The organism is Microbacterium sp. M, assembly GCF_045181065.1.
GTDB lineage: Bacteria > Actinomycetota > Actinomycetes > Actinomycetales > Microbacteriaceae > Microbacterium.
In genome coordinates, this window is sequence record NZ_CP173721.1 from 2,960,778 (window position 1) to 2,987,690 (window position 26,913).

General features: G+C 67.6%; 27 protein-coding genes and 2 tRNA genes. 3 read left to right on the plus strand and 26 right to left on the minus strand.

What is annotated here, in order from left to right:
• Position 1: 1 nt before the first annotated feature.
• The 3 genes from ACI7YT_RS14590 to ACI7YT_RS14600 are packed head-to-tail and all read right to left on the minus strand — an operon-like array spanning position 2 to position 3,683.
• On the minus strand, positions 2–913 hold the full coding sequence (locus tag ACI7YT_RS14590) for a carbohydrate ABC transporter permease (protein WP_406250592.1): 912 nt from the start codon (positions 911–913) through the stop codon (positions 2–4).
• A gap of 2 nt (positions 914–915) precedes the next feature.
• On the minus strand, positions 916–1,944 hold the full coding sequence (locus ACI7YT_RS14595; RefSeq protein ID WP_406246396.1) for an ABC transporter permease: 1,029 nt from the start codon (positions 1,942–1,944) through the stop codon (positions 916–918).
• Between the two features lie 59 nt (positions 1,945–2,003).
• Positions 2,004–3,683, minus strand: a complete 1,680-nt coding sequence (locus ACI7YT_RS14600) for an extracellular solute-binding protein (protein ID WP_406246398.1) — start codon at positions 3,681–3,683, stop codon at positions 2,004–2,006.
• A 133-nt stretch (positions 3,684–3,816) separates the two neighbouring features.
• On the opposite strand from ACI7YT_RS14600, the gene ACI7YT_RS14605 reads away from it, so the two are divergent.
• The gene (locus ACI7YT_RS14605; protein WP_406246400.1) at positions 3,817–4,107 is read left to right on the plus strand and encodes a hypothetical protein; all 291 of its coding nucleotides are present in this window, start codon (positions 3,817–3,819) and stop codon (positions 4,105–4,107) included.
• A gap of 28 nt (positions 4,108–4,135) precedes the next feature.
• Here ACI7YT_RS14605 and ACI7YT_RS14610 read toward each other — a convergent pair whose 3' ends face one another.
• Genes ACI7YT_RS14610 through ACI7YT_RS14655 form a run of 10 tightly spaced genes read right to left on the minus strand, consistent with a single transcriptional unit; the run spans position 4,136 to position 13,189 of the window.
• Entirely contained in the window at positions 4,136–5,110 is a 975-nt protein-coding gene (locus ACI7YT_RS14610) for an NAD-dependent epimerase/dehydratase family protein (RefSeq protein ID WP_406246401.1), read from the minus strand.
• A gap of 45 nt (positions 5,111–5,155) precedes the next feature.
• Complete coding sequence (locus tag ACI7YT_RS14615) at positions 5,156–6,190, minus strand: L-idonate 5-dehydrogenase (RefSeq protein WP_406246403.1); 1,035 nt, start codon at positions 6,188–6,190, stop codon at positions 5,156–5,158.
• Positions 6,190–6,957, minus strand: coding sequence for a glucose 1-dehydrogenase (locus tag ACI7YT_RS14620; RefSeq protein WP_406246404.1), 768 nt, complete (start codon positions 6,955–6,957; stop codon positions 6,190–6,192). Before ACI7YT_RS14620 ends, ACI7YT_RS14615 begins: the two co-directional genes overlap by 1 nt.
• A gap of 20 nt (positions 6,958–6,977) precedes the next feature.
• Entirely contained in the window at positions 6,978–8,033 is a 1,056-nt protein-coding gene (locus ACI7YT_RS14625) for a D-2-hydroxyacid dehydrogenase (protein ID WP_406246406.1), read from the minus strand.
• Positions 8,030–9,253 (minus strand): aspartate transaminase, encoded by a 1,224-nt coding sequence (locus ACI7YT_RS14630; protein ID WP_406246408.1) that lies wholly within the window; start codon positions 9,251–9,253, stop codon positions 8,030–8,032. Before ACI7YT_RS14630 ends, ACI7YT_RS14625 begins: the two co-directional genes overlap by 4 nt.
• Entirely contained in the window at positions 9,250–9,936 is a 687-nt protein-coding gene (locus ACI7YT_RS14635) for a 4-carboxy-4-hydroxy-2-oxoadipate aldolase/oxaloacetate decarboxylase (protein ID WP_406246410.1), read from the minus strand. Before ACI7YT_RS14635 ends, ACI7YT_RS14630 begins: the two co-directional genes overlap by 4 nt.
• Before the next feature lie 10 nt (positions 9,937–9,946).
• Positions 9,947–10,708, minus strand: coding sequence for an SDR family oxidoreductase (locus tag ACI7YT_RS14640; RefSeq protein WP_406246412.1), 762 nt, complete (start codon positions 10,706–10,708; stop codon positions 9,947–9,949).
• The gene (locus ACI7YT_RS14645; protein ID WP_406246414.1) at positions 10,705–11,703 is read right to left on the minus strand and encodes a biotin-dependent carboxyltransferase family protein; all 999 of its coding nucleotides are present in this window, start codon (positions 11,701–11,703) and stop codon (positions 10,705–10,707) included. The genes ACI7YT_RS14640 and ACI7YT_RS14645 overlap by 4 nt, the downstream gene beginning before the upstream one ends.
• Entirely contained in the window at positions 11,700–12,410 is a 711-nt protein-coding gene (locus ACI7YT_RS14650; RefSeq protein WP_406246416.1) for an allophanate hydrolase subunit 1, read from the minus strand. Before ACI7YT_RS14650 ends, ACI7YT_RS14645 begins: the two co-directional genes overlap by 4 nt.
• Before the next feature lie 8 nt (positions 12,411–12,418).
• Complete coding sequence (locus ACI7YT_RS14655; protein WP_406246418.1) at positions 12,419–13,189, minus strand: LamB/YcsF family protein; 771 nt, start codon at positions 13,187–13,189, stop codon at positions 12,419–12,421.
• A gap of 190 nt (positions 13,190–13,379) precedes the next feature.
• Here ACI7YT_RS14655 and ACI7YT_RS14660 point away from each other — a divergent pair, with 190 nt between their 5' ends.
• Positions 13,380–14,390 (plus strand): LacI family DNA-binding transcriptional regulator, encoded by a 1,011-nt coding sequence (locus tag ACI7YT_RS14660; protein ID WP_406246420.1) that lies wholly within the window; start codon positions 13,380–13,382, stop codon positions 14,388–14,390.
• Between the two features lie 64 nt (positions 14,391–14,454).
• Here the strand turns inward: ACI7YT_RS14660 and ACI7YT_RS14665 are convergent, their stop codons facing one another.
• On the minus strand, positions 14,455–15,816 hold the full coding sequence (locus ACI7YT_RS14665) for an MFS transporter (RefSeq protein WP_406246421.1): 1,362 nt from the start codon (positions 15,814–15,816) through the stop codon (positions 14,455–14,457).
• 336 nt (positions 15,817–16,152) lie between these two features.
• On the opposite strand from ACI7YT_RS14665, the gene ACI7YT_RS14670 reads away from it, so the two are divergent.
• The gene (locus tag ACI7YT_RS14670; RefSeq protein ID WP_406246423.1) at positions 16,153–16,893 is read left to right on the plus strand and encodes a hypothetical protein; all 741 of its coding nucleotides are present in this window, start codon (positions 16,153–16,155) and stop codon (positions 16,891–16,893) included.
• 52 nt (positions 16,894–16,945) lie between these two features.
• Here the strand turns inward: ACI7YT_RS14670 and ACI7YT_RS14675 are convergent.
• The 12 genes from ACI7YT_RS14675 to ACI7YT_RS14730 form a co-directional block, all read right to left on the minus strand.
• Positions 16,946–17,019, minus strand: a tRNA-Met gene (locus ACI7YT_RS14675).
• Positions 17,020–17,053: 34 nt separating this feature from the next.
• Positions 17,054–17,125, minus strand: a tRNA-Thr gene (locus ACI7YT_RS14680).
• A gap of 51 nt (positions 17,126–17,176) precedes the next feature.
• Positions 17,177–18,448, minus strand: coding sequence for a peptidoglycan DD-metalloendopeptidase family protein (locus ACI7YT_RS14685; RefSeq protein WP_406246425.1), 1,272 nt, complete (start codon positions 18,446–18,448; stop codon positions 17,177–17,179).
• 205 nt (positions 18,449–18,653) lie between these two features.
• Positions 18,654–19,451, minus strand: coding sequence for an inositol monophosphatase family protein (locus tag ACI7YT_RS14690; protein WP_406246427.1), 798 nt, complete (start codon positions 19,449–19,451; stop codon positions 18,654–18,656).
• Positions 19,448–20,608 (minus strand): hypothetical protein, encoded by a 1,161-nt coding sequence (locus ACI7YT_RS14695; RefSeq protein WP_406246429.1) that lies wholly within the window; start codon positions 20,606–20,608, stop codon positions 19,448–19,450. The genes ACI7YT_RS14690 and ACI7YT_RS14695 overlap by 4 nt, the downstream gene beginning before the upstream one ends.
• Positions 20,609–20,675: 67 nt before the next feature.
• Positions 20,676–21,470: an enoyl-CoA hydratase/isomerase family protein gene (locus ACI7YT_RS14700; RefSeq protein WP_406246430.1), complete on the minus strand. Its 795-nt coding sequence runs from the start codon at positions 21,468–21,470 to the stop codon at positions 20,676–20,678.
• 61 nt (positions 21,471–21,531) lie between these two features.
• Positions 21,532–22,017, minus strand: coding sequence for an FBP domain-containing protein (locus tag ACI7YT_RS14705; RefSeq protein ID WP_406246431.1), 486 nt, complete (start codon positions 22,015–22,017; stop codon positions 21,532–21,534).
• Positions 22,018–22,026: 9 nt separating this feature from the next.
• Positions 22,027–22,743: a FadR/GntR family transcriptional regulator gene (locus tag ACI7YT_RS14710; RefSeq protein WP_406246434.1), complete on the minus strand. Its 717-nt coding sequence runs from the start codon at positions 22,741–22,743 to the stop codon at positions 22,027–22,029.
• Between the two features lie 16 nt (positions 22,744–22,759).
• On the minus strand, positions 22,760–23,680 hold the full coding sequence (locus ACI7YT_RS14715) for a dihydrodipicolinate synthase family protein (RefSeq protein ID WP_406246436.1): 921 nt from the start codon (positions 23,678–23,680) through the stop codon (positions 22,760–22,762).
• A 25-nt stretch (positions 23,681–23,705) separates the two neighbouring features.
• Positions 23,706–24,587 carry a carbohydrate ABC transporter permease gene (locus tag ACI7YT_RS14720; protein WP_406246438.1) on the minus strand — a complete coding sequence of 294 codons (882 nt, stop codon included), beginning with the start codon at positions 24,585–24,587 and terminating at the stop codon, positions 23,706–23,708.
• Positions 24,584–25,552: a carbohydrate ABC transporter permease gene (locus ACI7YT_RS14725; protein WP_406246440.1), complete on the minus strand. Its 969-nt coding sequence runs from the start codon at positions 25,550–25,552 to the stop codon at positions 24,584–24,586. The genes ACI7YT_RS14720 and ACI7YT_RS14725 overlap by 4 nt, the downstream gene beginning before the upstream one ends.
• Before the next feature lie 3 nt (positions 25,553–25,555).
• Positions 25,556–26,812 carry an extracellular solute-binding protein gene (locus ACI7YT_RS14730; RefSeq protein WP_406246441.1) on the minus strand — a complete coding sequence of 419 codons (1,257 nt, stop codon included), beginning with the start codon at positions 26,810–26,812 and terminating at the stop codon, positions 25,556–25,558.
• Between the last annotated feature and the right edge of the window lie 101 nt (positions 26,813–26,913).

Here is a 26,913-nt window from a genome sequence, read left to right on the forward strand (position 1 = left end):
ATCAGCCCTTCACCGAACCGAGCATGACGCCCGAGACGAAGAAGCGCTGCACGAACGGATAGATGCACAGGATCGGGATCACCGTGAGGATCATCGTCACCGACTGGATGTTCGGGTTCAGATCGGCGGCGCTTCCGCCCGCCGCCGCGCTCTCGGTCGCCGTCGTCGACGCCCCCGCGATGATGTTGCGCAGGAACAGGGTCACCGGGAACAGCTCGTTCTTGTCGAGATACAGGAACGCTCCGAACCAGTCGTTCCAGTAGGCCACCGAGTAGAAGAGGATCATCGTCGCGATCACCGCCTTCGACAGCGGCAGCACGATGCGGGTGAAGATCCCGAACCAGCCGAGGCCGTCGATCTGGGCGGCCTCCTCGAGCTCGTGCGGAAGGTTCTCGAAGAACGACTTCATCACGAGCAGGTTGAACACCGAGATCGCACCGGGCAGCACGATCGCCCACATGGTGTTCTTCATGCCCAGCGAGGAGATGAGCACGTAGTTCGGCACGAGGCCGCCGTTGAAGAACATCGTGAACACGGCGACGCCGATGAGCACCCCCCGCCCGCGGAGGTGATGCTTGGAGAGCACATACGCGTACGTCGTCGTGAGCGCCATCGCGATGGCGGTGCCGACGACGGTGTACAGCACGGTGTTGCCGTAGTTGCGCCAGAACATGCCGTTGCCCATCACAGCGGCGTAGGTGTCGACGTTGAACTCGACCGGCCAGAAGCTCACCTGGCCCGCTTTGATCGCGCCCGCCGAGCTGAACGACTGGGCGAGCACCGTGACGAACGGGTAGAGCATCGCGACGCACACCAGCACGAGCAGCGTCGTATTGATGATCGTGAAGGCGCGGTACCCGACCGAGTCCCTCACACCGACGGTTCTGGGCGGCGTCGGCATCCGCTCTGTCATGGTCACCACAGGCTCGTTCCCACCATCTTCTTGGACAGAAAGTTCGCGCCGAGGACCATCACGAGGCCGATGAGGGCCTGGAAGAGTCCGATCGCGGCGGCGTAACTGAGGTTGTTCGACACGAGGCCGACCCGGTAGAGGTACGTCGAGATGACATCCGCCGTCTCGTACGTCAGCGGGTTGTACAGGAGCAGCACCTTCTCGAACCCGACGTTGAGGAACGCGCCGATGTTGAGGATCAGCAGCGTGATCATGGTGGGTCGGATGCCGGGAAGAGTCACGTGCCAGGTCTGCTGCAGACGATTCGCGCCGTCGATGCGAGCGGCTTCGTAGAGCGACTCGTCGATCGTCGTGAGGGCCGCGAGGTAGAGGATCGTCCCCCAGCCCACGGTCTGCCAGACCTCGGATCCGACGTAGATCGTGCGGAACCACTCGGGGCGCTGCAGGAACGGGATCGCCTCCCCGCCCATCGCCTCGATGACCTGATTGACCGTGCCCTGCAGCGACAGCAGCTGCATCACCATGCCGACGACGATCACGACGGACAGGAAGTGCGGCAGATAGGAGATCGACTGCACGATGCGTTTGAACGAGCGCTTGCGCACCTCGTTGAGCAGTAGAGCCAGGAGGATCGGCAACGGGAAGGTCACGACCAGCGTCAGTCCGCCGAGGATGACGGTGTTCCAGAAAACGTGCCAGAACGCGGGATCGTTGATGAACATCTGCACGTAGCGCAGACCCACCCACTCCTCGCCGAAGATGCTGCCGCCGGGGCGGAACTTCCGGAACGCGATGACGTTTCCGAGCATGGGGATGTACCGGAAGATCAGCAGGAAGATCACCGGCAACAGGGCCAGCGCGTAGAGCTGCCAGTCGCGGCGCAGCGCTTTGCGCCACGGTGTGCGGGCCTGCCGGCGCGAGCGCCGAGACGGTTTTCCTGCGGTCGTGATGACGCGGGTGGTGGTCGCACCCGGTGGCGGATCGTTCTGCGGCTGCGTTGGAGCAGCCGCGTCGGTCGTCGTTGAAGTCATGGTCGTCGTCCTCGACGGGCCCGGGGCCGCCGACGCGCAGTCGGCGGCACCGGAGCGTCTCAGCCGTTCTCCTCCGCGAACCGTTCGCGGGCGCCGTTGATGAGGTCGAGGTAGCTCTGCACTCCGGCAGCCTCGATCTCCGCGACATAGGCGTCCCACTCCGAGAGGTCGCGGTCACCGAGGATGAACTGCAGAGTCGCGGTGCGCACGGAATCCGACAGTGGCGTCGACATCAGCGATGCCTGCTCGAGTTCGGCTTCGTCGAGCGGAGCCGGCGGGCTGGGGTCACGCGGCGTGCGGGACTCGAGCACCGTGTCGACGTAGTCGACGAACTGCGGCGAGTTGTACGACTCCTTCAGCGCACGCGATTCGGTCGAGCCGGCCAGCACGTCGTTGGACCATCCGAGGTCGGTCTTGATGTCCGTCGCCGCGCCTCGGTTGATGTTGAAGGCATCGAGCGAGAACTCCGGGTTCAGAGTGATCGTGCCGTCCTCCGCCTTCTCGTACGTCTCGCCCTCGATGCCCCAGCGGATCATCTCGTTGGCGTCGGGGTTGTAGTAGAGCCAGTCGAGGAACTGCAGCGTCGCGAGGAAGTTCGGCGAATCCGCGATGTCGGAGCTCAGCATGAAGCCGTTCCAGAAGTTGCGGGGCTCGACGATCATGCCGGCCTCGCCACCAGGGGGCGCGATCTGGACGAGCTCGTAGTTGCCCGCTCCAGCCGTCGCATCCAGCGCCGTCGCGAACTCGTTGACCGTGCCGCTCGCTCCGGATGCCGCGAACACCTGGTTGTTCGCGATCTTCTCCGACACGTTCGCGGCTCCGCCGCCGGCATCGGATGCCGTGAACGACTCGGTGTCGAGCAGACCGTCCTCGACGAGACCGTGGAAGAACTCGACCATGTCGCGGTAGCCCTCGTTGGTTCCCGCGTATTCGAGTTCGCCCTTGTCCTCGTTCCAGATCGTGCCCTCACCGAAGCCCCAGCCGGCCTGCGTGCCGAACGCGTGAGCGGCGTAGTTGAGCATCGACTGGCCTTCGAATCCATCGGCCAGCGGCTTCGAGTCCGGGTACTTCGCCTTGATCAGCTCGAGGCCTTCACGCAGATGCTCCCAGGTGTCGGGCTCCGGGGCGCCGACCTCATCGAAGATGTCCTTGCGGATGATGAGCGAGAAGGTCGGGACCGAGACCTCCTGGAGGCCCGGGAGCATGTAGTACTTGCCGTCGGCCTGCTTGAGGCGCTCCATCATGTCGCCGAGATCCCACTCCTCGACGTACTTCTGGAAGTTCGGCATGTACTCGACGTAGTCGCTCATCGGCAGCACGGCGCCGGACGAGACGAACGGCGCCTCCTCCCCCGTGTAGACGAGGGGGATGACGGTCGGCGCATCACCGGCCGAGATGAGCAGGCTGCGCTTTTCGGTCGCATCGCTAAAGGGGATGTGCGTCAGATCGATCGAGACCCCGGTGCGCTCCTCGATCTCGTCGAAGATCTGCCAGTCGTCCGTGACCGGAACCTCGGGCCAGTCGGTCCAGAGCATCGAGATGTCGATGGCCTCGGTGGCTTTGAACTGCTCATCCGCGGCGAAATCCTCCATCGCGCCGACCGACTGCGCCTCGAGGTCGACCTCGGTCGCAGCGTCACCGCTGTCGGATGTGCACGCGCTGGTCGCGAGGAGCGCTGCTACCGCCCCTGCCGCCGCCGCCGTTCGGACCCACCCTGTCCTACGCATGGAATGAACCATGATTCTCCTCTTCGAGATGTTGGCTGTGTCGCTCGATCCGACTAAAAGTTTCGGAACTGCAATCGAGACTTTCTGAAGCGTAGGCGTGAGGAGAATAAGTTGTCAAGAGCGACAATTAAGGGGATGGGGCGGCATGTACCTGTCCGGCGCCCCCTCGGACGTGACCGCGTCCATCCCGGCCGAGCGCGGGGAGGAGGACTGGCAGGTGCTGAACCTGCCGGGACAGATGGAGATCCAACGGGCGTTGGTCACCGACTACGCGACCTGCGTGACTCGCTGGGCCGAGACCGTGTCATGGATGCACGACCTGTCGAGAATGGAGGCCCATGTCCTCGACGCCGGGCATCTGCTGCTAGAGACGCATTCGGCCGTGGCGGCGCCGCTGACGCTGGACTTCATCGAGCGGAGTGGGAGAGCGGCCTGAGCAGGCGGCGCCGTCGAAAGCCCGGCTGCTATGCGAGCAATCGCTCGAACAGGGCGTCCATCCCCGGATCGACCCGCTGCAGTTCGGGATGCGCGTCGTGCCAGTCGATGATCTCCCGCGCGGATTGATGCAGCGCGGTCGTCGGGTTGAAGTCGGGCACCACGCTGCGGATCTTCGTGTTGTCGAACACGACCGAGTGCGCCATGTCGCCGGTGAGCTGACCGGCGCGCTCGGGCGCTGCCTGCTCGATGGCGGCGCTGGTCGCGTAGCGGATCCGAGGTTCGGCACCGGCCGCGCGCCCCAGGATCGAGTAGATCTCGTTCCACGTGTAGACGAAGTCGCTCGTGATCTGGAATGTGTCGCCGTAGGCGAGAGAGTTGCCCAGCAGGCCGACGAAGCCGACGGCGAAGTCGCGCGAGTGCGTCAGCGTCCACAGGGAGGTGCCGTCGCCGTGGACGATGATCTCCTCACCCCGACGGATGCGGTCGATCGCCGTCCAGCCGCCGAAAGCAGGGATCGTCCACTTGTCATATGTGTGGGACGGACGCAGCACCGTCACGGGGAAACCGCGCTCCCGGTACGCGGACGACAGCAGATCCTCGCATGCGATCTTGTCGCGCGAGTACTGCCAGTACGGGTTGCGCAGCGGCGTCGACTCGGTGATCGGAAGGCGTGCGACCGGCTTCTGATAGGCCGACGCCGAGCTGATGAAGACGTACTGCCCCGTGCGCCCTTCGAAGCGGTCGAGGTCGCGCTGCACCTGTTCCGGCGTGAACGCGATCATGTCGGCGACGACGTCGAACTCGCGGCCGGCGAGAGCGGTGTCGACGGCCACGGCATCCGAGATGTCAGCCGTGAGCACTTCGATGCCGTCTGCCGGCGCGCGGCGCGACTGCCCGCGGTTCAGCAGCGTCACCTCCATGCCCCGCTCCGCAGCAAGCGCACTCGCCGCCGAGGAGATGATTCCGGTTCCGCCGATGAACAACACCCTTGTCGCAGACATGCTCAGAACTCTACCGAGCGGCGAGGGCCCCGCGGCTCCCAGCGGTCAATGCCGGAAGTCGAGCAGCACCTTGCTGGAGACCGTCGGATCCGCGGCGATCGCGAATGCCCCTTCCGCCGATCGCCACGACTCGACGTGACTGACCACAGGAGAGACCGCGAGCGCCCCGTCGGCGAGCGCGCGGATCACCTCGTCGATCTCGTCGTTGAAGCGGAAGGACCCGAGCAGATCGAGCTCCCTGGCGATCGCCAGCGAGATCTGCACCGGCTGCGGGCCGCTCGGCAGCAGGCCGACCATGGCGATCGCACCACCCCGCGTCGCGCCGCGGATCGCGATGTCGAGTCCGCTGTGATGACCTGACGACTCGATCACGACATCCGCGTCGATCGCTGCGACGTCGGCGTCGTCGGGCTGCTTGAGCACCCGATCCGCACCGACTTCCCTGGCGACCTCGAGCGGTCGGTCGTGCAGGTCGACCGCCGTGACCTCGCTCGCGCCTCGCGCCTTGAGCACGGCGATCGCGAGGAGCCCGATCGGGCCGCACCCCACCACGAGTGCGGACAGACCAGTGACGTCGCCGATCCGTGAGACGGCGTGCCAGGCCACGCTGGCCGGCTCGATGAGGGCTGCCTCCCGCAGATCGATCTCGTCCGGGAGCACCCGCAGCATCCTGGTGGGCAGTGCGACCCGCTGAGCGAACGCGCCGTCGCGGTGCGGGAACCGCGCAGCCGAACCGAGATATCCGCCTCCCGAGAGGTTCGGCCGGTCCGCGGGATGACGCAGATACTCCTTCGCAGGTGTCGCCGGATGCACGGCCACCCGCGCTCCGACCCAGGGGCCGCTCCCGTCCGGAGCCGCTGTGCGGACGACGCCGACCACCTCGTGCCCGAGAACCATCGGCGCTCTGAGGATCGACTCCCCCGCTGCGCCGTGGCGCCAGTAGTGCAGATCAGAACCGCAGATGCCGCCGTACACGACGTCGATCACGGCCTCATCCGGCGCCGGAACCGGGGACGGGATCTCATCGATGCGAAGGTCGCCTTCCTGATGGATGACGATCGCGTGGTTGTCGGTGGTCATCACACCACCGCCGTCATTCCGCCGTCGATGAAGACGACCTGCCCGGTGACGAAGCGTGCGGCGTCCGAGGAGAGCCAGACCACCGCACCGCCGATGTCCTCCGGTTCGCCCCAGCGCCCGGCCGGCGTACGACCGAGCACCCAGGAGTTGAAAGCCGGGTCGTCGACGAGCGTCTGCGTGAGTTCGGTGCGGATGTAACCGGGGGCGACGCCGTTGACCCGGACGCCGTGCGGCGCCCACTCGGCCGTCATCGCTTTGGTGAGGTTGCGCAGCCCGCCCTTGGCAGCCGTGTACGCGCCGATCGTCGGACGGGCGAGATCGGTCTGCACCGAGCAGATGTTCACGATCGCGCCGTGACCCCGCGGAATCATCGCGCGCGCGGCTTCCCGCCCGACGAGGAACGCGCTCGTGAGGTTGGTGCGCAGAACACGATCCCAGTCCTCGAGGCTGACATCGAGCATCGGTTCCCTGTGCTGCACACCGGCGTTGTTCACGAGGATGTCGAGCGCACCGACCTCTTCGAGCTGCTGGATGCCGTGGGCGACGGCATCCTCGTCCGTGACGTCGAAGGCAACCGACGAGACGGCATCCGTGCCGTACTCCTGCGCGAGTGCGGCGGCTGCCGCGCCAGCGGAATCCGCACCTCGGCCGTGGACGACGACGTGCGCTCCGCTGTCGAGCAGGGACCGCGCGATCGCCAGGCCGATGCCGCGGCTGGAGCCGGTCACCAGCGCGCGTCGCCCGGTGAGATCGAAGGGGTTGGTCATGTTCTCATCCTCTGCGCTGGTCAATAGAACTCGACGGTGTCGACGACGTTCCGCAAGGGAGCGCCGTCCAAGAACCGGGTGGCGTTCTCGGCGAAGAGCTCGGCGATGCGGCGATCCTCGAGATCCGTGAGCGCCGCGGTGTGCGGGCTGATCAGAACGCGCGGATGCTCCCAGAGCGGGCTCTCCTCCGGCAACGGCTCGACCTCGAACACGTCGAGAGCGGCGAATCCGACGATACCGCGATCGAGCGCGTCGAGCAGAGCGGCCTCGTCGACGACCGTGCCGCGACCGACGTTGACGACCGTCGACCCCGGTCGCAGCGCCGCCAGGAAATCCCGACCGATCAGGTGATGAGTGGCGTCGGTCCCCGGCAGGGTGGTGACCACGGCGTCGACGTGCGCAAGCACCTCTGCCACGTCATCCGGGTGCACCGTTCGGCTGACACCCGGTGCGCTCGCACCGGAGCGCGAGGTCCCGATGACGGTCACCCCGAGCGCCGACAGCTTCGCCGCGACCGATGCGCCGATGCCGCCGAGTCCGAGCACCAGGACGGTCTGCGCCGAGAGCTGCGACATCATCCAGCGGCCGCTCCACTCGCGGTTGCGCTGCTGTTCCCTGAGGCGCGGGAGGTGCTTCGCACCGGCGAACACACCGAACACGGCGAACTCGGCGAGCGCTTCGCCGTGCACACCCGCTGACGTGGTGAAGACCACCCTGTCGAGCTCCTCGTCACTGAGCGCCGCGGCTCGCACCTGTCCGCCACCGCCGGCCGCCATCGTGTGCACCCAGCGCAGCTGCGGATTGCCGCGGACCGTGCGCGCGAGGGCGACCGGATCCACATCCGGGATGCCGTAGAGAACGTCCGCGCCGTCGAGCATCGACTCGTAGGCGTTCTGCTGCCGCGGGGTCCGCGCGAACGAGGGGTCACCCGCGAAGTCCGCCGGATGCCGCATCGGCGGGAGGAGCTCCTGATCGACGAGGAGTTCGATGCGCGGCTCGAGTGCCACCAGCAGTTCGCACAGTTCGGGGGCGAGCGGGGCGGCGACGGCCACGCGCAGGCGTGCCGAGTCGCTCACCGCAGCGCTCCGACGGCTTCGGAGATCGCATCGACCGCGTCCGTGATGGTGCCGAGGTCCGTCGCGAACGATATCCGGAAGCACGGGGACTGACCGTAGGCCGACCCCTGGATCACGGCGACGCCCGCTTCATCCAGCAGATGCAGCGTCACGTCCTGGTCGTCCTCCAGCACGGTTCCGTCTGTCGTGCGCTTGCCGATGAGCCCGGAGCAGTCCACGTACAGGTAGAAGGCTCCGTCCGGCACAGCAGGGACCAGACCGTCGATCGATCGCAGGCCGGCGACCGCGGCATCCCGACGCGCCTGGTACACCGGGACCGATTCCGCGATGAAATCCTGCGGGCCGGCCAGCGCGGCCGCGGCCGCGGCCTGGCTGATCGAAGAGGGGCAGGACGATGTCTGCGACTGAAGCGTGTTGATCGCCCCGATGAGCGCGGGGTCGCCTGCTGCATATCCGAGGCGCCATCCGGTCATGGCGTAGGACTTCGACACCCCCGTGACGACGAGGACGCGATGACGGAGATCGGGGGCGACAGCCGCGAGGCTCGGCGCCGGAGAACCCGTGAACGAGATCTCGCTGTAGATCTCGTCGGAGAGAACCGAGACCGCGGGGTGACGCCGCAGCACCTCGGCGAGCGCCGCGAGCTCGTCCGCGGTGTAGACGGCACCACTCGGGTTGCCGGGGCTGTTCAGGATCAGCCACGTCGTGCGCTCGCCGATCGCGGCCTCGAGGCCTTGGGGCGTGAGCTTGTACCCGTCCTCGGGAGAGGTCGGCACGATGACCGGCGTGCCGTCGTTCGCGCGCACCATGTCCGGGTACGACACCCAGTACGGCGCGGGGATCAGGACCTCGTCGCCGACATCCACCGTGGCCATCAGCGCGAGGAAGATGACCTGCTTGCCGCCGCCGCCGACGGTGAGCTCGGCATCCGAGTACTCGATGCCGTGCGTGCGGCGCAACGACGCGCGGATCGCCTGGCGCAGCTGCGGAGTGCCGTTGACAGGGGTGTACTTGGTCTCCCCTGCCTCGATCGCGGCGATGGCAGCCTGCTTGATGTGCTCGGGAGTGTCGAAGTCGGGCTCCCCGACGGTGAGATCGAGGATGCGGCGACCCGCCGCCTTGAGCTCGCGCACGCGTGCGGCAGCCGCAGTGCTCGGCGACGGGTTGATGCGCACCAGCCTGTCGGCCGCGTGGAACGATGAGGACAGGATGCCGGTCATGAGGCGTCCTCGATGTCGGTGGTCAGCCCCTTGGCCTTGAGCACCTCGGTCAGATTGCACAGCTCGATCGTCGTGCCCCCCGCCCAGTACTTCTCGATGAGCTCCGCCTCATGCGCATCACGGGCTGCGGAGAGTTCGGCGACCTCGCGCGCTTCCTCGCGACGGACCACGACGACGCCGTCCGCGTCGCCTTTGACGATGTCACCGGGGCGGATGAGTTCTCCGCCGAACACCACGGGCTGGTTCAGCGCTCCGAGCGTCTCCTTCACCGTGCCCTTGATCGACACGCTCCCGGAGAACACCGGCAGCCCGAGCTCGCGCAGCTCGCGGGTGTCGCGCACGCCGGCATCCGTCACCAGCGCCGCGATGCCCTTCGCCTTGCAGGCGTTGCCGAGCACGTCGCCGAACATGCCCGCTTCGGCGAACTCGCCGGCCGACACGATGAGCACGTCACCAGGCTGCGCGTAGTGGATCGCGACCTGGAGCATGAGGTTGTCGCGCGGCGCGCAGACGACCGTGAACGCGGAGCCGACGAACGAGGTCTCCGGGTCGATCGGCTTGATGTTCGACGCGATGGCGCCGCGGCGCCCCTGCGCCTCGTGGATGGTGGCAGCGGTGAAATCTCCGATGCGCGCGACGTCGGATGCCGCGGCCCGCTCGATCTTCGTTGTGACGTGAACCATGATGATGTCCTTACTCGGCTTCCGGTCGGCGGCGGTCGAACGTGAGGCCGCCGGGCACCTGGAATGTGGGCATGAGCTCGATGAGGCCGACATTGACGTGCGCTGGCGCGTCGACCGCGTAGTCGATGGCGGCGACGAGATCCTCCACGGTCAGGGACTCGTAGCCCTCGTAGTAGGTCGCCCACGCCTCGGCATCCGTCTCGGGCGTGCCTCCGAGGTTGCGCGAGAAGATCTCTGTCTCGATCCGTCCTGGGCTGAGCTCTGTGACGCGCACGCGCTTGCCGAGGGCGTCGTTGCGGAGCTGGCGCGAGAGCTGATGCACTGCGGCCTTCGTCGCGTGATACCCGGTGTGGCCGAAGAAGTTGTAGTGCCCGGCGATCGAGGAGATGTTGAGCACGTGCCCGCGGTCGCGCTCCACCATGCCCGGGTACAGCAGTCGCAGGATGTGCATGACGGCACCGAGGTTGACCTCGATCATGTCGTCGATGTCATCGGCCGTCGAGTCCAGGATGTTGCCGGCACGACTGACTCCGGCGCTGTTGAGCACCACATCGGCCTCGACGCCGGCCAGCGCGCGGGTGAGCGCGTCGGTGTCGCGCACGTCGAGAGCATGCGTGATGACGCCCTTCTCAGCGAGCGCCGCCAGGCGCGCCTCGTCGCGCGCGATGGCGTGCACGGTGAGGCCCTTCGCGAGGAAGAGATCGACGGCGCCGCGGCCGACGCCGCTGGTCGCGCCGGTGACGACGGCGACCCGATAGTCGGAGAAGGTCATGGAACGGTCCTTTCGGAGGATGGATCTGAGAATGCCTCCAGCGCCGTGAAGACACTGTCGGTGCGAATGCGAAGGGCATCGAGCGCAGCACGATCGGCACGCACCCGTGCGGCGGCGGCCGCGGCCGTCACGCGGCGGAAGCGGAGCTGCTGTCCTGGACGGATCTGGGCGAGGACATCGAGCGAGTACGAGGTGACGACCGCGAGCACCGGGTAGCCGGCCGTCACACCGCGTCCGCGGTGCAGCACGAGCAGTTCATCTCCCGGCGGCACCTCGACCGCTCCGACCGGCACGCCGCGCGACAGCACCTCCTCGCGTGACCGACGCACGGGAAGCGGTCCGGTCATGCGCAGACCGATGTGGTTGCTGGCCGCGCCGACCAGGTACGGCCGCTCGAAGATCCGCTCGGCGGTGTCCGCGAAGTCCTCGACGTCCGGGCCGTCGGTGATATCGACGACGAAGCCCGCCGGTGCGGCCGGGACGGCCAGGCGGTACAGTTCCGCGCTGAAGTGGTCGTTGATGATCGGGGCCGTCTCGCACTGCACCGGGATCCTGGCCCCGACGATGAGCCGTCCGCCGAAGCCCAGCACAGAATCGGGTGCGCAGCTGCCGAGCAGAAGCGGCACGTCGAACGAGCCCCGCACGGCGACGTAGGAGCGCAGGCCTCCCTGGATGCCGCGCACGGCCACGGGCTCTCCCGCACGCACCGAGACGGGCTGATTGCGCTCCCGTGCGACGCCGTCCACCGTGACGAATGCGTGTGCACCGGACACCGCGATGAGGATATCGACGTCGGCGACGAACTCGAGATCCAGCGCGGTGACCTCCAGCAATGGTGCCGATTCGGCGTTGCCGACGAGGATGTTCGCGATGCGAGCGGCTCGTTGATCGAGCGCGCCGTTCACCGGCACACCGTAGCTCGGCCCTCGCCGGCGCCCGAGATCGGTGAGCTGCGTGGATCCCGCCTCGATGACGGTCAGCTGTCCTGCGTTCACAGCGCACTCATCCTGGTGCCCTGCAGTGCGTCGTACTCGTCTCGCCCGATGGGGCGGAATCGGATGAGGTCGCCGGGCGCATAGGGGACGAACCGTTCGGCATCCAGGTCCAGGACGGTCAGCGGGGTCCGTCCGATCAGTGCCCATCCGCCTGGTGCCGCCGCGGGGGTGATCGTGGCCTGACGCCCGGCGACCGACACGACCCCCTGCGGCACGTGGGCACGAGGGCTCGACAGACGCGGCACCGGCTCGGGGAACGCCGGCCCGTCGAGCATGGGCGATCCGCCTGGCGCGCCGAGACACCGGACGACATAGGTCGGCTCGCTGTGCAGACGGATCACGTCGGAGATCTCGATGCCCTGTGCCCGTGCGACGTCCGCGAGGTCGAGCGAATCGTCCTCGTCGTAGAGGACGGGAACATCGAAGGTGCGCGGGTTCTCGCTGAGCGGCCGCTCGAAGTCGATCCCCGCCGCGACGTGCGTCAGGAAATCGCGAAGTCGATCGAGCGAGACGTCGAGCGGGTCGATCTCGATCAGGGCAGCGTCATACGTCGGGATGACGCACTCGACGCCGGGGACGGCGGCCGATTCCAAGAAACGGGCGAGGTGATGAACCAGCCGCCAGCCGGCCTCGCGGTCCGCCATGGTGCTGGCGACGCGCAGCGCGGTGTCGCCGCTGGCGGAGATGATGACGGGGGCTTCAGCCATGATGAGCCCTACTCCAGCCAGTCCGCGAGCGGTGCGATGCTCACACCGGCGGACTCGAGACCCGCCCGGATCCGCTTCGCGAGCACGACCGCTCCCTCGGTGTCGCCGTGGACCAGGACCGTGTCGCACGCGACCGGGATCAGCACACCGTTGCGGCTTTCGATCACGCCGTCGACGACCATGCGCACGGTCCGCCGCTCGATCTCGTCCGGGTCGTGGATCACGGCGTCCGGTTCGCTCCGCCTCACCAGCGTGCCGTCGTCCTCGTACGCCCGGTCGGCGATGCCGACGATGCCGACGCGCAGTCCTGCCGCCCGAGCCGCGTCAGCGAGCTTTCCATCCTGAGCCAGCACAATGAGGTCGGAGTTCATCCGGCGCGCAGCGGTCGCGACGGCATCCGCGTAGTCCTCGCGGACCGCGACGAGATTTCCGAGGCGCCCGTGCGGCGCGATGTGCGTGACCGCAGCATCGTGGAAGGCTGCGATCGACCGAAGGGCGCCGAACTGGTACAGCACGTCGGTGCGCACTTCTTCGGCCGTCAGCCCCATGTCGCGGCGTCCGAATCCCTGGAGGTCGGGGAACGACGGATGGGCGCCGATACCGACGCCGCGCTGCACGCACGCCCGCACGGTCTGATCCATGATCTGCGGGTCGCCGGCGTGGAATCCGCACGCGATGTTCGCCGAGGTGAGGACGTCCAGAAGGGCGGTGTCGTCCCCCATGCGCCACGGCCCGAATCCCTCACCGAGATCCGCGACCAGGTCGATCTTCCGGCTCATGGCCACCTCCGCTCCGAGTTCCTGCGCTGTCCTCATCAGGCTAGAGCTCTGGCATCGAGCGGTTCGAGATCCTGCCATTTCTGTGCCGAACGAGACGTTTTGCTCCCTGAATCATGCGGATATACTCCTCCTGGATGGCACGTTCTGTGCCACGTTTGTGTCATTGTCTCCCTGACCAGGAAGGTTTCGCATGGTGATCCCGGCACGAAGGGTCCAACGGCGCGTCACGTTGACGGAAATCGCCGAGGCGTGCGGCGTCGCGCCGTCCACGGTGTCCCGGGCGCTCTCCAACCCGAACCGCGTCAGCCCGGGGATGTACCAGAAGATCACGAGCAAGGCTCAGGAGCTGGGGTACACGTCAGCTCTCCTCCCCGCACGCGACGACCGGCTGGCACGCGGAACGATCGCGCTGGTGCTGCCCAATCTCACGAATCCGTTCAATCTCGATGTGACGCGCGGAGCGCAGGCGCAGATCCGCGCGGCGAGCTATCTGCACCTCATGGTGAGCACCGAGGAGTCGCTGCCGATGGAGGAGCAGTGGCTGCGTGAGATGGCGAGAACCGTCGACGGGATCGTCGTTTCGTCCCCGCGAGTCGATGACGAGACGCTGAGATCGGTCGCTCAGATCGCTCCGACCGTCCTCATCAACAGGGAGGCACCCGGCTTGTCCGGTGTGGTCATCGATACCCCAGGGGGACTCGCGCAGGCGCTCCAGTATCTGCAGTCCCTCGGACACACGCGCATCGCGTATGTCCGAGGCCCGCACGGATCGTGGACGGATCACGTGCGCTTCGAGGCCATCGCCGGCGCGGCAGCGGCGCTGGATGTCGAACTCGTCACCGTCGGCAGGTATCAGCCGACGCTCCCGAACGGTGCGGCCGCGGCGGATGCCGTTGTGCTGACGCGGGCGACAGCATGCATCTTCTTCAACGATGTGCTCGCCATCGGCGCCCTGGATCGGTTCCGCCAGCTGGGAGTGTCCGTCCCCGGCGATCTCAGCGTCGTCGGGTGCGACGACATCTTCGGCTCGTCGTTCTCCCACCCGCCGCTGACCACCGTCACCTCACCGGGCGAGAGCGCCGGACGGGCTGCTGTCGACATGCTCATCGGGCGGTTCTCGACCAGGGACCGCTCCGATCGGATCGATCACATCTCGGCGCATCTCACGGTGCGTGCGTCGACGGGCCCCCTGCAGGGCTGACCCCGTCGGCGGATGCGCACAGCGCCCCGGACCGTCGGACGGTCCGGGGCGCTGTGCGCAGATCTCAACGTGCGGCAGGAAGCACGATCGCTGCCGTGACCGTGTCCTTCTCGAGCTGGGTCTGCTGCACGTCGTCGATCTCATCGAGCGTGTAACGACGAGTCTCCTTGGCGGTCAGCGCCGAGATCGTGGCGATCAGCATCAGCCCGATGGCGAGCGCGGCCGGGCCCACCCAGTTCGTGAGGTCGGCTCCGGCGAGCGCGGTCGACGCCACGGGGCCGATGGCACCGGCGATGGCGAACCCGATCTGGGTACCGGTCGCGAGGCCGGAGACGCGCACCCGGCTCGGGAACATCTCCGCGAAGAACGCCGGCCAGGCCGCGTTCGCGGTCGAGTAGAAGAATCCGTTGCAGAGGATTCCGAGCACGAAGATCAGCGGCCAGTTGCCCTGCGTGATCGCCCACAGATACGGAACCGTCGTGAGCCCTGCTCCGACCGCGCCGATGATGAACACGGTCCGACGGCCGATCCTGTCTGCGAGGACACCGCCCAGCGGCGTGTACAGGATGGCCAGGAAACTGGCGCAGACCGGGACCCACAGCATCGTCGCCTGGTCCAACCCGTATCCGACGGTCGCGAACGAGATGGAGAACGACGCGAACAGGTAGCTGACACCGGCGATCATCGCGCAGGCGGCGATGCGAGTGATCGTCACCCAGTGGAATCGTGTGGCCTGCTTGAGCGGCGACAGACTCACCTTGATCGCCTGGGTCTCGAGGAACGCCGGCGGCTCCTCCAGCGTGCGTCGGATGATGTACGCGACGACCACGACCACCGCGGAGAGCCAGAACGGGACCCGCCACGCCCAACCCAGCAGAACCTCTTGCGGGAGTGCGGCGAACGGGATGAAGACAGCGGTCGCGAGCAGCCCGCCCGAGGCCGAGCCGCTCGTCACGAAGCTCGTCGCGAACGACCGGCGGTTGTCCGGGGCGTGCTCGAGAGTCATGGTGATCGCGCTGGCCTGCTCGCCCGACACCGAGAGTCCCTGAAGGATGCGGATGACGACCAGCAGGATCGGCGCAAGGATGCCGACCTGGTCGTAGGTCGGCAGGCAGCCGATCAGGAAGGTGCAGGCACCGATGCCGAAGAGCGTGATCATCATCACGAACTTCCGGCCGAACCGGTCGCCCAGTGGGCCGAGGATGAAGGCACCGAGCGGACGGACCACGAACCCGATGGCGAATGTGGCCATGCTGAGCAGGACCTTGATCCCGGCCGGGAGCTCTTCGGGGAAGAAGAGGACGTTGAACACCAGAGCAGCGGCGGTGCCGTACACGGCGAAGTCGTAGTACTCCAGCGTGGTGCCGACCCAGGACGCGATCGCCGCTTTCGCGGGGGTCTTCTTGTGGGTTGCGGTATTCGTCATGTCGCCTCCATTGGCGGATTTCGGGGGCCGCCAGGTTGCCGGGTGGGTGGGTCACGGCCTGACGGACAGCGGCCGATGATCCGAACGGGTGGTGGCGGGTCGTCGCTCGCCTGCTCGAACTGTATGAACGGGCTCGCGGATGCGGCAAGCACTGTGCCACTTCCGTGCCATGTTTCGGTCTGGTTTCACAGAGAATCCGGGGCTCTGGAGATGGCTCGTTCATATTTGTGCCATGCACTTTGCCAAATCCGGACCGATACGCGGACTCGACTCATTCATCGCATCATCCCCTGTCCCCCGCCCCCGTTCCGGAGTAGCGTCAGCAGCGGAGGCATCATGCCCAGCGCCCGCGACCTCGCAGCCGTCGCCGAAAGCCACGACGACCTCCTTTCCGGCGCGTCAGAGAGGTTCTCCGGCTATGCCCTGATGAGTCTGCCGTTCGCATCCGGCCATGTCCTGGGTCTCCGGCGCTTTCCGGTGACCTCCGTCGGGCCCGGCTACACCTCGGTGTGGTCGCGCACCCCCGCCGGCGCATGGACGATCTACACGACGATCGACCCGCAGCTGTCTTGCCCTCGATACTTCGGCAGCGCCCTGGAATCCACATCCGTTCACCCGATCGCGGTGGACTGGACCGGGGACCTCGCCTTCACCGTGCGCATCGAGGACGACATCGACCTGCGCTGGGACGTCGTCCTGACCGAGACCGGGACGACCCGGATGATGTCGGGCATGGCAGGAGCCCTTCCTGACGGCTTCTGGCGCAGCAGCATGTTCCTCTCGGCGCTGGGCGGCATCGCGGGCCCCTCACTGCGTGCGGGGCGCATAGGCATGACCGGTCGCACGCCCAATCACCAGCGGTTCAGGGCGAGAGTGGCGCGCATGTGGGTCGTCGGGGAGTCTTCCGCCTCCCTGCACGGGGAGGATCTCGGTCCGGTGGCGCCGCTTCGCGAGCAGACTCGGCTGGGCGACTTCTGGATGCCCCAGCGCGGGATCTTCATGCTCGGAGGTGCCGAGTTCGACCCTCAGGATGCCGGGGCGCACCCGCCGATCACCAAAGCGGCGGCCGCGGTGTGAGCGGCGACCCACCAACGACAAAACCCCCGGCTTCACCGGGGGTTTTCATCTGTAGCAGGAGCGGGGCTTGAACCCGCGACCTCACGATTATGAGTCGTGCGCTCTCACCAACTGAGCTACCCTGCCGCAAGGCATTCATCTCGCGAAAGCGAATGCTGCGAGCCCCGAGTCAGGATTGAACTGACGACCCCTTCCTTACCATGGAAGTGCTCTACCACTGAGCTATCGGGGCGTTGTCGCCCTGTTCAGGCAACCACACGAGAATACCAGATCTCGTGCCCACTCACGAAACCGGGGAGACCCCGTCGTAGCGTCCGGCGTTCTCCCGCATCCACGGCAGCGGGTCGACCGTCGAGCCGTTGATGATGATCTCGAAATGCAGGTGCGCGCCGTACGAACGGCCGGTGTTCCCGACCAGGCCGACGATGTCGCCGACCTCGACCTTGTCGCCCGCCTTGACCCGCAGCGAGCCGAACTGCATGTGCGCGTAGTGGCTCGTCACGAGCTCGCCGTCGATGACATGATCGACGTAGACGGTCACGCCATAGGCGCCGCCGGACTCCGTCGCGATGCGGACGGTGCCGTCAGCGATCACCTGGATGGGCGCGCCGTTGCCCGGCACCAGGTCGATGCCTGCGTGCAGACGTCCCCTGCGCGGGCCGTATCCCGAGCTCATCGCCACACCGACCTTGAACGGCCACTGGATCTCGGCCTCGGGGTCGTTCGTGTAGAGCGAATCCGAGTACTGGATGCCCTCTTCTGCCGCGACGTCGACGAGCGAGACGGTCGAGTAGTCCTCGCTGCGCTGCAGGTTCGGGTCTGCGACATCGGAGGAGGCGACGTACGCCTGGATCTCCTCGTCGGATGCGTCATCGCCGGGGACGTCGGTGCCAGCCGCGACGAGCGACATCGCAGAAGTCGACTGAAGTCCCTGCGCTGCGGCGACGGCCTCGGCGGGAAGGGTCATGGACACCGCGAGCAGACCGGCGATCCCCATCACGCCGATCGTCGCGCCGGCGGCGGCGAGCTTACGCGCCTTCGATCGGCGGATGCGACGGGGCGCGACGTGCGCTTCGGCGACCGGCTCGGCGTCGTCCTCGACCGGCTCAGCGGCGGGCTGGTCCGCCACCACCGGCACGGCCTGGGTGCGGAAGGTCTGAGATGCCGTGGTGAAGAGATCTTCGTGCGCAGTCGGCTCGGATGCCACCGGCTTCGCGTCAGCAGGCTCTTCGGGGACGACGGCCTCGGGCTGAACGTGCTCCGGCAGATCGACCGGACCTGTCTGCGACGTCACGATGACGACGGACTCCGCCAGGATCGACGCGACGGGGACATCCGGAGTGGGGATGGCCGGCGCGTCTGCCTGTTGGGTTCGACGGCGGCTCGCCGGCATCGGGGAGAGATCGATCGCCGGGGGCGCTGGCGTCTCGGACTCGGACGACTGGATCGCGACCGGTTGCGTCGCCCGCTGGCGAGCCGCCCGTCGCGACGAGGGCGCGGCAGGGGCGGCTTCGGTCGGAGCGACGTGGATCTCACCAGCGGTCACCTCGTCCACCGGGGTCGCGGAAGCCGCGATGCGGTGGCGGCTCGAGCGGCGCGTGGGCGCACTCTCAGCCGGGGAAGTATCGAAGGGCAAAACGGGGATCTTTCGGTCAAGCTCGGGGGCGCTTACTCACCTGCGTCTTCGGGCGACGAAGGTAACGAATGGATAAACACTACAGTGTGGTCGCTGAGAATGCCATGAACGAGGCACCGTTTCGTCAGCCGAGGATCCCGACCAGGCGGTCATGCACCTCGAGGCCGGCGGCGATCAGCATCGGACGCCGCGATGCGGTGTCGAGTCGGCTGACCCGCCCGCCCGCCTCTTCCACGAGCAGTGCGCCGGCCGCGAAGTCCCACGGGTTGAGCCCGCGCTCGAAGTACCCGTCGAGGCGGCCGGCCGCGACGTAGGCGAGGTCGAGGGCTGCGGAGCCGCCCCGACGCAGGTCGCGCGCGATCGGCATGACCGTGCGGACGGTCTGCAGATCCCCGTCGTGCGTCGTCGGATCGTATCCGAAGCCGGTGGCGAGCAGCGCTCCGGCCGGAGTCTCGGTCGTGACGTGTAGAGCGCGCCCGTCCTGCCACGCTCCTCCCCCGCGCACGGCCGAGAAGAGCTCGCCGAGGGCCGGCGCGCAGACCGCGGCAGCCTGCGCTTCCCACGCCCCGGGCTGGGCCGATCCCCGCACGGCGGCGATGCTCACGCTGTACGACGGGATGCCGTAGGCATAGTTCACGGTGCCGTCGATCGGGTCGACCACCCACGTCACACCGCTGCCACCGGCATCCGCTCCTGATTCCTCCCCGAGGAATCCGTCGCCAGGACGCTCGGCGGCCACGCGCGCCCGGATGAGGTCCTCGACCTCGCGGTCCGCTTCCGTGACGATGTCGGCCAGCGTCGATTTCGTCGCCGCGAGAGCGACGCCGACGGATCGACGCAGCTTCGCGAGTTCGCCCGCTTCACGAGCGATGTCCACCGCGAGCGCATGCAGCTGCGCGGCGTCGACCTCTGCCGCGCTCACTGCTGAGGAGCCGCGGGCGGGACGACCGGCGGCGCCGGCGGCGCCGGGGGCGGTGGCGCGAACGCGCTCGACTGCTGCGGTTCATCGACCGGTGCCGGAGCCTGCGGGGGCTCGACCGGCTGCTCGGGCTGTTCCGGTGCCTGCGGCTGCGACGTCGGCGCGGGCTGCTCGGCAGCGGGCTCCGGATATCCTGCCTGCTCAGGCGCCGCCTGCCACTGCGCTGCCGGCGCCGCGGCATCCTGAACCGGCCATGGCTGAGCCTGCTCCTGCGCGGGCCAGACCGGCGCCTGACCCTGCGCCGGCCAGACCGGCGCCTGCGCTTCGGAGTAGCCCTGCGCGACCGGTGCCGCAGCGTAGCCGTGATCGCCGGCGTAGGCGGTCGGCAGAGCCGCCGGTGCCTGCGCGGTGGGGTACCCGGTGTAGTAGGCGTTCCAGTCGGGAGTGCCGTCCGCGAGCACGGGCAGCGGCGTCACGCCGTCGCCGTAGGTCGGCCACTGCTGCGCCGGAGCGGCGACGGCGGCCTTCTGCTTCTTCGGCGCGAACAGCGCGTTCAGCAGCGGAATCAGCGTGGTGCCGACGGCGGCGAGGATCGCGAGGGCCACGACGATCCGCCAATACAGATCGTTGTAGGTGAACGTGTGCGGGAAGGTCAGGAAGAACACCAGCATGCCGACGAGAGCGACGAGGAAGACCAGCGTCAGGTAGTAGATGACCCGCGTGAACACGGTGATGTAGCGCTCGGCCGCCGGCTTGAACAGGCGAACGTGCAGCAGCGCGAGCTGCAGAATGCCCACCACGAGCAGCAGCTGGAAGAACCGCTCGGCGCCGCCGCCGAAGTAGCCGGTGTCGTCGGGCAGCCAGATCTTCACGGCGCCGACGAGCAGCGCGACGATCCAGGTGATCATGCTGGTCAGCGCCAGCCAATCCGGGCGGTTCGGCGCGAGCCCTGCCTCCAGGATCGCGATCCCGGCGAATCCCGCCAGCAGGAGGATCGTGAGGAACGCGCGACCGATCAGACCGTCCTGGTCTCCGATCAGCACCCACACCACGCACACCAGTGCAGCGGCGATCAGCGCGCCGATGGCGATCCAGATGGCCCCCCTGATCAGCAGCGATGCGTTGGGCTTCGCGACTGCGACTTCCTCCGGTTGCGACATGGCGATCCTCTCGTCGGCCTGCGTGCTCTCATCCTGCCATGCCGGTCCGACGCGCGGGAGAACCGCCTCAGCCCCGCTTGGCGGACGCGGCCGCGAATCCCGCGACCCGCGCCTTCGCGTCCGCGGTGTCGAAGGAGGCGCCGATCGAACGCGCCTCCTCGCTGAGCTGCTCGGCGAACGTCCGCGACGGCTGGGATCGCACGAGCCGCTTGGCCTGACCGTATGCGGCTGCGGCACCGGCGAGCCAGAACCGGGCGATCTCCTCGGCACGCGCCCTGACCCGCTGTGCCTCGTCCGCGGCATCCGCTCCTTCGGCGATCTCCGCCACGAGCCCCCAGTCGAGTGCTTCCTGCGCCGAGAGCAGGCGGTCCTGCAGGACCAGCTGCAGCGCACGCCGCTCGCCGACGGCGCGTGCGAGCTGAGCCGATACGGACAGGTCGGGGGTGAGCCCGATGTTCGCATACAGGCTGCCGAGCTTGGACCGGCTCCCGACCACGGCGTAGTCGCCGCTGAGCAGGATGCCCAGCCCGCCGCCGGCGGTCGTACCGTGCGCTGCGGTCACGACGGGGACGTCGGATTCGACGAGCGCCCTGATACCGGAATTGATGACCTCGGCGAGGGCCGTGATATCCGCACCGGAACCCATCGTGCTCGCCATGTCGAGGACGTCGCCGCCCGCACAGAACGCGGGTCCGGCGGCGTCGACCAGGATCGCGCCTACGTCATCGCGGGTCGTCGCCTCGATCGTCGCATCGCGCCAGGCGTGCGCGAGGTCGGCGTTGAAAGCGTTGAGTCGGCTCGGGCGGTTCAGCGTCAGCCGCGCCATCCCCTCGGACACGGACAGCAGAATGGCGTCGCTCACGGCGTCTCCTTCGATGCGCGGACAGTTCCGTCCAGCGTAATCGCGCGAGCGGGCTGCGAGGTCAGGCGATGACGCTCGCGACGAAGCGCTCCATGCGACGACGCGTGCCGTCCAGTCGCATGTCGACCTGCCCGGACGCCCGGATCTCGTTCGGAGCGAGGGGATGCGCCAGACGCACGTTCTCGTGGCAGGACAGGTCGGCGCAGATGTATGTTCCGACGCTGTCACCGCGGGCACCAGCCTCGCCTGCCCTCCGTGCGGAGAACAGCGCGACCTGGTTGCCCGGCTGAAGCGAGTGGCAGATGTTGCACATGCCGTTGCGTGCGCGCCCCGGGTCCGTCGCGCGCAGCACGACGCCGACGATGCCGCCGTCGATCTGGGCGAGGATGTACCCGCGTCGCGGAACGGACGGATCGCGCCAGGCGAAGAAGTCGAGATAGTCCCAGTCCGTGAGCACGAAGTCGTGCGGCATCTCCATGACGCGCAGTTCATCCGCCTCTGCGTTGACGAAACCGGCGCGGACGTCTGCTTCGGTGAGCGCTCGCATCGCTCCAGTCTATGAAGCCCTGCCCTGGCCTGGCGCCGCCCCGCCCTCCAGGGCCGTGACCCGCCTGCGCAGGTCGTCGAAGTGCTCGCGCATGCGGTGGACGGCAAGGTCCTCGTCACCCGCCAGAAGCGCCTCGATGATCCGCGCGTGCACGGCGCCTCTATCGGGCGCCGGCGCCGGCATCCGATCGCCCACCTCGCGGACCAGCGTGCCGAACAGATGCCAGAACAGGTCGATGAGGTTGTCGACCAACGGGTTCTGAAGCCCCGAGTACAGCGTGCGGTGGAACTCCTCATCGAGGTCGCGGAAGTCCTCGCCGCGCTCTCCCCGCTCGATCATCTCCGCGGCGATGACCGCGCAGCGCTGCAGTTCCTCCTGCAACCCTGCGCGGACCACCGCCGACATCAGCCCGACCTCCATCGATTCCCGCACGACCAGCACCTCGGAGATCGCTCGTCCTGCCCCGGCGAGGCCGTAGGGCAGCTGGTCGATGATCGGGCGGAACGAGAACTCCGACACGAAGAGCCCGTTGCCGTGCTGCGCCTCGATGACGCCCAGCGTCTGCAGGCTGCGCGTCGCCTCGCGCAGGGAGAGCCGGCTCACGCCCAGCTCTGCTGCGAGATCGGCTTCGCTCGGAAGCCGATCTCCCGGCGACAGATCGTGTTCGCGGATGTAGTCGCGCAGCCTGCGCTGTGCGACGAGATAGATGGGTCCGCCTGGTCTCATGCTCTGACGGTACCGCTCAGCCGACGTCATCGACGCGCTGGGCGTCGAGCGCTTCGGCGACCGCGTCGCGCAGCGCGGGCGCGATGCGATCGATGACGGCGCGATCGGACGCGGTCACCGGACCCCAGACACCGCGTGCCGGCCCCACGTCGGGGCCGAGCTCGTTCATGAGCTCTTTGACGAAACCCGGTCCTGTTGCAACTCTGGCGATGTCGCGGAAGGGTTTGTGGAGCTCGGACGCGCGCGCAAGATCGCCGGCGTCGAAGGCGTCGACAGCGGCGTGAGCGAGCGGAGCGAGTCCGTTGTAGAGGCTCCCGATCGCCGCTCCGGCGCCGAGGGCGAGCGCGGCGGGCAGCAGCTCGTCGCGTCCGAAGTAGAGCCGCACGTCCGGGCGCACCAGGCGGATCGCGTCGAGTTCCATCAGGTCCTCATCCGTGAACTTCACGGCGTCCATCGTCGGGATCGCCGACTCTGCGGCCTTCAGGATGTCGCTGGGACGCTGCGTCGAGCCGGTCATCGAGGGGATCTGGTAGTAGCAGAAGGGCACGGTGCCTGCGGCATCCGCCACGTCTGCGAGCCACCCGACGGTGTGCCCGACGCTCGCCGCCTGGCCGTAATACGGCGCGACGCTCGAGACGAGGTCCACGCCGAGCGAGGCGGCGTGCGCGGCCAGTTCCCTGGTCGGCTCGAGCGGCAGCCCGCCCACCTGTACGCCGATGCCGAAGCCGTCAGGGCGCGCCTTCACCCATCCCTCCAGGATCGCCACGCGCTCGTCGATCGTCAGGAAGGGGAACTCTCCGCTCGTGCCGTTGACGAACGCACCGCGGATGCCGATCGCACGCATGTGCGCCGCCTGCTCCGGGATCCGGGACACATCGACCCGTCCTGCCTCGTCGTACGGGGCCAGGGATGCCGCCCAGAATTCGAACCTGCTCATGAACCGACCTTTCTCATGCGTGCGTTCACGCTTTCGTTGCGCCGTCGGTGAGACCGGCGACGATGTACCGCTGAAGGAAGATGAATGCTGCGATGACCGGCAGCGCGACGACGGCGGAGACCGCCATCAGGTCGTTCCATCGGACGCCGAACTCGTTCGTGATCTCGGCGAGGACGATCGTGATGGGCTGGATCTGTTCGCTGGTGGCCAGGGACAGTCCGAACACGAACTCTCCCCACGCACCGAGGAAGCTGATCACGGCCACCGTCACGATTCCGGGAGCGGAGATCGGCAGGACGATGCGCAGGAACGACGTGAACTCGTTGCATCCGTCGACCTTCGCCGCCTCGACGACCTCCGCGGGAACGCTCAGGAAGTAGGGCCGCAGGATCGTGATCGCGAGCGGCACCGCCAAGGAGCAGTTCGCGATGATCAGGCCCAGGTAGGAGTTCACGAGCCCCGCGCTGCTGAACAGGACGAACATCGGCAGCGCCAGATTGACCGAGGGCACCATCTGCACGATGAGCATGAGCATCATCACGACGCCGATGCCCCGCATCCGGAACTTGGCGAGACCGTACGCCGCGGGAAGCGCAAGGGCGAGGGTGACCACCGTCGTACCGATCGCGATGATCGCGCTGTTGCCGAGCCCTCGGGCGATATCCGGGTCGCCGAACACGGCCGTCGCGTACGACTCGATCGTCGGCGGCAGCGGGATCAGGTCCGGTGGCACACGGAACGTGGCGTCGCTCGTCTTGAGCGAGGTGACGACCATCCAGTAGACCGGAATGAGATAGACCGCCGTGACGAGCGTGCCGGCGACGGCCAGCCACCGTCCGACCATCAACTCGCGATGCGAACGCGTGCGGGTCCTGCGGGGGACGATGAGCGCGTGTGTGGCCGTCATGCGTCGTTCTCCTTGCGCAGCGTGCGGAAGTACGCGATCGAGAGGAAGATCGGCACCAGCATCAGGACGGTCGTGGCGACCGCGGCGGTGTCGAACCGAGAGAACTCGAACGCCTCGTTGTACGCGTACACCGGCAACGTCGATGTCGCGCCGCCCGGGCCACCCGCGGTCATCAGGAAGATCGTGTCGAACGTCTTGAACGTGTAGATGAAGATGAGCAGGAGCGCAGCCAGCGCAACGGGGCGCAGCTGCGGCATGGTGACGTAGCGGAACTGCTGCCATGGAGACGCGCCGTCGATGCGCGCTGCTTCGTACAGCGTTCCGGAGATGCCTTCGAGTCCTGCGGAGAGCAGGATCATCGCGAAGGGTGCGAAGCTCCACGCGGTGGCCATGATCACCGCGGCGATGGCCGTGACGGGCTGACCCAGCCAGAAGACGTCGCCGTCGATCAGGCCGAGGGAACGCAGTACGGCGTTCAGGAGTCCGTAGCTCCCGTCGAGCAGCCAGCGCCAGACGTTCGCGCTGACGACTGTCGGGAGGACCCAGGCGATGAGGATGAGGGCCCGCAGGATGTTGCGACCTCGGAACGCCCGTCGGAGGAGCAGGGCGAGCCCGAGTCCGGCGAGGAAGGTGAGTGCGACGCTCCCGAGCGCGTAGACGATCGAGATGGCGAAGGAATACCAGAAGCGAGTTCGGCCGAACTGGTCGATGTAATTGTCCAGACCGACCCACTGCGCCCCGCCCTGGACGACTTCGCGCAGACCGACATCGAAGAAGCTCTGCAACACGCTGTAGAGCAGCGGATAGACGACCGTCGCCCCGACGAAGATCACCGCGGGCAGCACGAAGAGTGCCGGCACCGCGAGACGCCGGAGGCGCCCGCCTCCGCGACCGGTCGGCGCCGGCTGCGGAGACGCGATGGCCGACCGCCTCTGAGCGGTGCGGGATGGCGTGGCCAGAGCCATGGATCAGCTCCCCACAGCCTCATCGATGGCGGCCTGAGCGGTCGCCGCAGCATCCGCAGGCGACGCCGTGCCGCTGATGACGGCCTGCAGCGCCTGCTGCACGATGGTGAGCGCCTCGTTCGAGCGCGCCGCGAGGTCGCCGGTCGGCGCCCAGGCGTTGACGAGCTGGTCGGCGAACGTCGCGCGCACCGGGTCTGTGACCGCGCCTGGCACGTCGTCGCGCGCGGGGAGCTTGTTCCTCGCGGGGAGGTACTCCTCGAGAACGCTCGGCTGCTGCATCCATTCGATGAGTTCCCAAGCGGCATCCGCGTCGCCGCTGCCGGCTCCGATCGTGAGATTCTCGGCGGACAGGTAGGTCGCCTCGGTCTCATCAGCAGGAAGCGGAGCGACGCTCCATTTCATGTCCGGGGCGCTCTCGCGTACGACATTGATGGCGCTGGCGGAGTTGATCGCCATCGCCGCCTCCCCGTTCGTGAACGCCGCCATCGCGTCGTCCTCGTTCCAGGTCAGGAACCCCTCGGACAGCCCGCCCGATTCCGTCATGCGCTTGATGGACTCCAGCGCCGCGACCCCCGCCTCACCGCCGAAGTCCGCGAGGTCTCCCCCGGCCGCGAGCGTCCGCAGGAGGATGCCCGTCGCGCCTTCGGCGCCCTCGATGCCCGACATCGCCATGCCGTACGACGCCGTGCCGCTCTCGGTGATCGTCTTCGCGGCCATTTCCATTTCGTCCCACGTCGTGGGGACGGCGACGCCCGCTTCCGTCAGGAGCGCTTCGTTGTAGTAGAGCGCGTACACGTCGGCGAGGTGCGGGATGCCGAATGCCGCGCCATCGACCTGACCCGACTCCCAGCCGGTCTCGTAATACGCATCCTGCTCGCCCCATCCTTCGACGTACGCGCTGAGATCCTCGATGATCCCGGCATCCGCCATCTGAGCCGTGTCGAACGCATTGATGAGCGCAACGTCAGGCAGTTCGCCGGCCGCAGCCGCTTGCTGCAGCGTCCGGTTGAAGTCGTCGTAGGGGATGAAGCGCGCCTCCACCTCGACCCCGGTCTCCTCGGTGTAGTCGGCGAGAACGGCCTCGAGCGGCACGCCGTGAGGATCGCCGTAGTAGTGCCAGAAGGTGATGACGCCATCGCCTTCGGCGACGCCTCCGCCACCTCCGCCGCCTCCGAGGCTGCCGCAGGCAGCGAGAGCAGTGGTCGCCGACAGTGCCACGGCGACGGCCGCCAGTCGGCGGAATCGGGGTGCTCGGTTCATGACAGTCCTCCAGGTGTTGCTTCATCGAAACTCGGGACCGCATCAGTAGATCAGATATCTAATAACTGGTCAAGACCGAACTCTTGACCGACCTGCGAGAG